The 6,793-nt window shown below is 38.2% G+C and carries 6 protein-coding genes; 5 read left to right on the top strand and 1 reads right to left on the bottom strand.

Annotated features, from left to right (window positions below; all coding sequences use genetic code 11):
• Positions 1 to 213: hypothetical protein (locus tag ACEYW6_RS24180; RefSeq protein WP_412981754.1), on the bottom strand; the 213-nt coding region annotated here is incomplete at its 3' end.
• Between the two features lie 554 nt (positions 214 to 767).
• On the opposite strand from ACEYW6_RS24180, the gene hepC reads away from it, so the two are divergent.
• The 5 genes from hepC (at position 768) to ACEYW6_RS24155 (ending at position 6,675) form a co-directional block, all read left to right on the top strand.
• The gene (gene hepC / locus ACEYW6_RS24175) at positions 768 to 1,472 is read left to right on the top strand and encodes a heterocyst development glycosyltransferase HepC (protein ID WP_412981753.1); all 705 of its coding nucleotides are present in this window, start codon (positions 768 to 770) and stop codon (positions 1,470 to 1,472) included.
• Between the two features lie 103 nt (positions 1,473 to 1,575).
• A complete protein-coding gene (gene hepA / locus ACEYW6_RS24170; RefSeq protein WP_412981756.1) occupies positions 1,576 to 3,417 on the top strand; it encodes a heterocyst formation ABC transporter subunit HepA in 1,842 nt (613 codons plus the stop codon).
• A gap of 89 nt (positions 3,418 to 3,506) precedes the next feature.
• Positions 3,507 to 4,346: a hypothetical protein gene (locus tag ACEYW6_RS24165; protein WP_190894065.1), complete on the top strand. Its 840-nt coding sequence runs from the start codon at positions 3,507 to 3,509 to the stop codon at positions 4,344 to 4,346.
• Positions 4,347 to 4,416: 70 nt separating this feature from the next.
• Positions 4,417 to 5,619: a glycosyltransferase family 4 protein gene (locus ACEYW6_RS24160; RefSeq protein WP_412981752.1), complete on the top strand. Its 1,203-nt coding sequence runs from the start codon at positions 4,417 to 4,419 to the stop codon at positions 5,617 to 5,619.
• Between the two features lie 63 nt (positions 5,620 to 5,682).
• On the top strand, positions 5,683 to 6,675 hold the full coding sequence (locus ACEYW6_RS24155) for a glycosyltransferase family 2 protein (RefSeq protein WP_412981751.1): 993 nt from the start codon (positions 5,683 to 5,685) through the stop codon (positions 6,673 to 6,675).
• The last annotated feature ends 118 nt before the right edge of the window (positions 6,676 to 6,793 follow it).

The raw sequence follows: 6,793 nt of genomic DNA, 5'->3' as shown, positions 1-6,793 counted from the left end.
AATCTCAACCCAAATCCCGACGACAACCCGCTTTGAACTTATCTCCATATCCTGCTTGACATTTTGACCATCGCCTTCAGTTGTCACCAATAGCCTCTGGCTGGAAATGCATTCAAAGCGGCTCTGCCGCGAGTAAGGGAGGCGGCAGCCCCAAGGATGGCATTCCCAGTCTGAGACTGAGAACGAGGTAAAGACTGATTTAGGTAGGGGCAATTCATGAATTGCCCCTACATTTTTATGAACAAAATTTAATTTTATTGCTATCAGGAAAATTTCAGTATATTTATGCTATCTTTATGGGTTGTCAGAGAAATCACTGGCTCTTTAAAGAGTAAATAAAGAATTTATTTAAGCGATCGCTATTTCTACATAGTCTTATATTCTAGAGATTAAAGCACCTTCATAAAGGCTAGAAAACAACAGTGGACTGGTTTTGTTAAATATATCGACACAATAAACACCTCAGTGCAATTAAACGTAGATATAGATTCATGGGTAATTTCCCTCTACACTTTTTTACTTTCAGTAATTACCGGAAAAATACTGATTGCCCATGAATATTGATAGTAACGTTGATTTGTACACCTCTACACCAGAAGAATTCTGGACAATGTGTGCTTGGCTGAGTGGCAAATAGCAACAACATATTTTTGCCCTCAATTATCTCCAACTTTTTGGAGTGACAACAAAATTCGGATTTGGGTCTTTGGCATTGATAGCCTTTGATAACGCCTCAGCAATTCACTCCTGTATAAACCCAAAGAGATATGACAACTTCAATAATTCCAACTCTACAGAATTTATATGATGTAACCCAGGAACACCAGGATAATCGCTGCGCACTTCAGTGGCGACGGGGTAAGCTGTTGGTGAAGTCGCCTGGACAAGTGAAACAACCATATCTGCCTTCATTAAATAGTAAGCGATCGCTAGTAGAATGCTTACAACATTCTCCTGTAAGTTTGGTAAGCATAGATCCAAAATTGGATGAAGCTTTGCTTAGGTTTTGGGCAGATGCATGTGAAGAAGCAGATAAGCCAATGTTCCTAAGCATACCCGCTAGCAAGAAACTGCCTAACCAACCCTTACAGCGACTAATTGATTGGATTGCGGCTTTCGTGTTACTGCTATTAGCAAGCCCAGTCATGTTGGTATTGATTGTATTAATACAGGTTTACTCGCCAGGATCACTTTTTTGTCATGAGTGGCGTGTTGGAGAACGGGGTAAACTCTTTCGGACAATGAGGTTTTGCACGCACAACATTACACCGCTAGGGCGTTGGATGGGTAAATACAATCTTGATAATTTGCCACAGTTATTTAACGTGCTGCGTGGTGACATGAGTTTGACCGGATCTCGTTGTTGGACTTTAGAAGATGCAGTACAGCTAAATAAACTACCAGAAATTACAGCTTCGTGGGAAGTAGAAGCAGAGTCTCATCTGTTACATCTAGATAGCCAAACACTGTAATTTATCTGTGCGGTAATTGATGATTTCATCTACCGCACTGAGACTTGGTTACGTAGCATCTATAGCGGTCTATCTACCTTGCCAAACTATTATTATAAAATCCATGCATTTCCAACTTCCTCAAAAACTCCGCAGTCTGCTTAAAGCTACCAGCTTCTGGCAGGACAACTATTTGATATTGCGAGAATTTAAACACTTTCGCAAGATTGTAATTTTAGCCTTGACATTCTCGATTCTGGCGGCAACTTTTGAAGGTGTAAGTATTGGTTTTTTACTTTCATTTTTGCAAAGCTTAACTAGTCCTAATGCTCAACCTGTTCAAACAGGAATAGAATGGTTTGATAATTTAGTATTGGGAGCTAATACATCGGCTATTAATCGTCTGTACCGAGTATCTTCGCTGATTTTATTGAGTACTTGGTTACGTGTTATCTTCAATTACTTTGGACAAGTCTATACTGAATTATCTCAACTTCATTTTGGCGATCGCTTACGTAAGCAAATTTTTGAACAGTTACAATCCTTATCGTTAAGTTACTTTGCCAAAACCCGTTCTGGGGAACTAATTAACACAATAACCACAGAAATTGAAAGGATAAGACAGGGTTTCAGTGGCGCAGCCTTTTTAGTAACTAGGGGAATAACAACTTTTGTCTACTTAATATCAATGTTCTTGATATCATGGCAACTGACTGTGATTTCAGCATTATTATTTACCCTATTAGGTGTAGGTTTATCTAATCTGAATGCCAGAGTTAGAGAATCAAGTTTTGGCATGACAACTGCTAATGCTAATTTTACATCAACAGCCATAGAATTTATTAATGGCATTCGCACAGTTCATTCCTGTGGTACTCAAGAATTTGAGCGCCAGCGTTATTACAAAGCTAGCGATAAGGTAGTAAGTACTACAACTAAAGTTGTATTTACTTGGACGCTTGTCAAGCCAATTGCCGAAGGGGTAGCTACTACAGTGTTGGTCGGAATGATTATTTTGGCATTCACTAGCCTAGTTACTAATGGAACGCTACAAGTTGCTTCTTTGCTAACCTTTTTCTTTGTGCTATTTCGCTTCATTCCGTTTGTTCAAGATATTAATGGCACGAGAGCATTTCTCAGTACTCTACATGGCTCGGCAGACAACATTAAAAACTTGCTAAAAACTGATGATAAAAATTATTTTCAGAATGGCAAACTTGAGTTTAAAGCTTTGGAGAGAGCAATAAATTTAGTATCTGTAGATTTTGGCTACGATGACAAAAATATAGTGTTGCATAATATTACCCTAACCATTGAAAAGGGAAAAATGACTGCATTAGTCGGAGCCTCTGGTGCTGGTAAAACAACTCTTGCTGATTTAATCCCCCGATTTTACAATGCTACAGAGGGAAATATTTATATTGATGAAATTGATATCCGGCTGTTTGAAATCAACTCTCTACGTCGTCAAATAGCCGTCGTCAGCCAAGATACTTTTATCTTCAACACTGATGTTTGGCAAAATATTGCTTATGGTACTCCACAAGCCACTAATGAGCAAATTCAAGAAGCGGCTAAACTAGCGAATGCGCTGGAGTTTATTTTAGAAATGCCCGAAGGTTTTAATACCCAATTGGGAGATCGGGGTGTTAGGTTATCTGGAGGACAAAGACAGCGAATTGCGATCGCACGGGCGCTACTACGGAACCCAGAAATTCTGATTTTGGATGAAGCAACTAGCGCCTTAGATTCTGTATCCGAACGCTTAATTCAAGATTCATTAGAAAAGCTATCTGTTGGGAGAACAGTAATTGCGATCGCTCACCGTCTTTCTACTATTGCTAAAGCCGATAAAGTCGTAGTTCTGGAAGCAGGGCGAATAGTAGAACAGGGCAAATATCAAGAATTGCTCGGACGACAAGGTAAGCTTTGGGAATATCACCAGATGCAATATTATAATTCGTAGTTCGTAATTCGTAATTCGTAATTTATATTTCGTAAATTACGAATTTATTTCCCTACTAAATTATTTATAGTTTTAATCAGGAAAAATAAATGGTAAATCTAGGCTACCACACTGCTAAAACTCAGGGTAAATTTAATCGCTCCCTATATAAAGCAGCCCTTTCTCATATTGTCAGCATCCCTATTAAACAAACTCGACAAGTGCCAGTCAGTGTCTATGCCTTCTCATGTGAACGCGATCTGCCAGAACAAGTAGCAAGTATTCGCTCATTCATTCGTTATGTCGGCATTCCAGATACATTCACTGTAATTTCTGATGGCAGTTACACTGATTCTAGTTGTAATTTGCTCCACCGCGTCCATCCTTGCGTTAAGGTAATACTTTTACAAAACTTCCTGAGAACGGATTTACCTCAATGTGTTACTGATTATGCCCAACTGCATCCACTGGGTAAAAAGTTGTCGGCATTAATGTCAATTCCTATTAATGGAACTACGATTTACACAGATTCAGATATTTTATTTTTCCCCGCCGGGATTGACTTAATTCATTTGAGTAATTCGGACGATAAATACTCTCTTTATCTACCTGATTGTTCTATATCACTAGATGAGCGACTTATTTATGATGATTCTGAAAAGTCAAATCCAGTAAATGGTGGATTTATTTTATTTAAGCATGAATTTGACTGGAGTTTTGCTATAGAACGTTTAGCAAATCTTCAAGAAGCTCCTAATTATTTTACTGAACAAACAATTGTACATTTGTCAATGCACTACAATAATGGTAAACCTATATGCTCAAAAAAATATGTTCTTAATGTAGAAGATCAGTTCATCTATCCAGATAAATCTGCAAGTAAAGAAATTGCTCTTAGGCATTATGTAAGTGATATTAGACACAAGTTTTGGTTTAATTCCGGCATATAAAATGATAAAAGTCAGATTGGAACTATCTGAGAGATTCAATTAACAATAACGTGAAAATAAGTAGTAATCAATGCCTAACTCAATCAATGATGCCAAGCCAAATAATGAACAATTGCACAGAGGTATTTTTGAAAAAAGCCTGATTTATCAATGCTCCAATTTTGATGTAGGCGAGGGCGGAGGTGTTGAAACTTATTTAGCTTCTTTATTTGAACATCGACCACATCATGTTAGCGATCGCGTGATAAAATCGCTTAAGAATGTTGACCAAAGCCAATTCAAATTGCTACACCTCCACAGCCCAGATTTACTCTTGCAACTTACAGGCGAGTGCCCCACAGTTTTCACTGTTCATAATCACTCATTGTACTGTCCTAGTGGCACAAAGTATTTAGCAGGTCAGCGGACAATCTGCGATCGCAACGTCTCTTACTTAGGTTGTACCTGGGGTAAATTAGTAGATAAATGTGGTAGTCGTAGACCGTTAAGAACTCTTAAAGAACTTCAAATTACTCATCAGTTATTAGATGCCTTAAAAAAGGTAAAAATTACCTTTGTCGCTAATAGCGAATACGTGCGTCAAGAGTTGATTAAAAGCGGTGTACCCCCTGAGCGAACTGTAACATTACGCTGTGGTATCACTATACCAAAAACAACAACCACACCCCTGAGTTTAGATATCCACCAAAATCATAGAATTTTGTTTGCTGGACGCATTGTTTCTGATAAAGGTTTAGAATGGTTACTCAAAACCTTAATACATACAGATCCTAAAATTCAACTTGATATTGCAGGTGAAGGCTGGGAACGACCACGGTTAGAAAAGTTAGCAAATACACTAGGATTGAGTAACCGAATCACTTGGCATGGTTGGTGCGATCGCAACAGATTAAATAACCTTTATCAACAGTGTTTTGCAGTCATCTTTCCTAGTGTCTGGCCTGAACCTGCGGGTCTTGTAACTCTAGAAGCCTATGCTCGTTATCGACCTGTAATTGGTAGTGCAGTCGGAGGTATTCCAGAGCATTTACAAGATGGAGAAACGGGTATTCTTGTTCCAGGTAATAATATCAAAAAGCTGGCTGATGCTATCCATGATTTATATGGAGATTATCAAAAAACCCGACACATGGGCGAACAAGGTCATGCTTTATTGATGAAGGAATTTACTATGGATGCTCATATAAATAATCTGGAAACAATTTATGCGAAAACAATAGCAGAATTCCCTTCTAGGGCGAAAAAATTATATAGCATTCCTCAAGCTAAATAAGCTTAGTTTGGTCAAAACATCAAATGTGCATCTTTTACCTATGAAATATAAAGGGAAAAAAATATGTCATTGTCTCAAGAATGCCAACAGCCTTTAGTTAGTGTTATTATCCCCACCTATAATCGACCAGAGTATCTCAAGCAAGCGATCGCTAGTGCTGTTAAACAAACTTATCAAAATATCGAAATTATTGTTTCTGATAATTGTAGTCCAGAAAATCCTCAAGAACTTGTCGCATCTTTTGGTGATTCACGCATCAGATTTTGGCGGCATCAGCAAAATGTGGGTATGATTGCTAATCAGCAGCATGGCTTCAAAATGGCGCGAGGTAAATACGTTGCTAGTCTCCATGATGATGATATCTGGAATGAGGATTTTTTAGCAAAGCTAGTACCACCTCTAGAAGCAAATTCTCAGTTAATTCTCGCTTTTTGCGATCAATATATCATAGATGCAGATGGCATAATTAATAATGCTGGAACTGAAGAAAATACTCGCGGTTATAAACGAGACAAACTAGCACAAGGAATTCATCAACCTTTCTCTAAAATTGGGTTAATTGATAAAAGCATACCCACTGCTGCATCTTGTGTGATTCGCAATAATCTTATCGATTGGGATAGTATTCCCTCTGAAGTTGGCGGGATGTGGGATTTATATTTAACTTATCTCTGTTGTATATCTGGTTACGGTGCTTACTACTATCGAGAAAGGCTAACGCGATATCGTGCCCATGAGCAAACTGACACTATGCTCAGTGGTAGTCGAGATGTGCAGGCAAAAATCCGCAAAGCTAAAAGTGAAATGTTTTGTTATCAAGTCTTTATGGAAGACGCTCGTTTACAGCAATTTAAGACTTATTTTCAACAGAAATGGTTAGAAGCTAATACCACTTTGGGAATTGGTTTGCTACGAAGTGAACAGATAGCAGTAGCACGTCCTTATTTTTGGCAAGCGCTGAATAAACAAAAATTTAATGTGCGAACTATAGCTGCACTAAGTCTTAGTTTTACTCCACAACTTTTAGCAAGTAAGTTAATGAAAATATCGAAATAATGATCCTCTCTAACTCTCCTTAAAAAAGAGAGAATTAGAGCAAGGCTTAAAAAGGGGGTTGGGGGATTTTCCGGGGCGAAACCTTAATAACACCAAGCCTATTGAGTCTTGCTTGAGT

It is taken from the genome of Nostoc sp. UIC 10607 (genome assembly GCF_047228265.1).
Taxonomy (GTDB): Bacteria; Cyanobacteriota; Cyanobacteriia; order Cyanobacteriales; family Nostocaceae; genus Nostoc; species Nostoc foliaceum_A.
The sequence above is the reverse complement of the archived record's forward strand: the minus strand, read 5'-3'. Positions and strand labels throughout refer to the sequence as shown.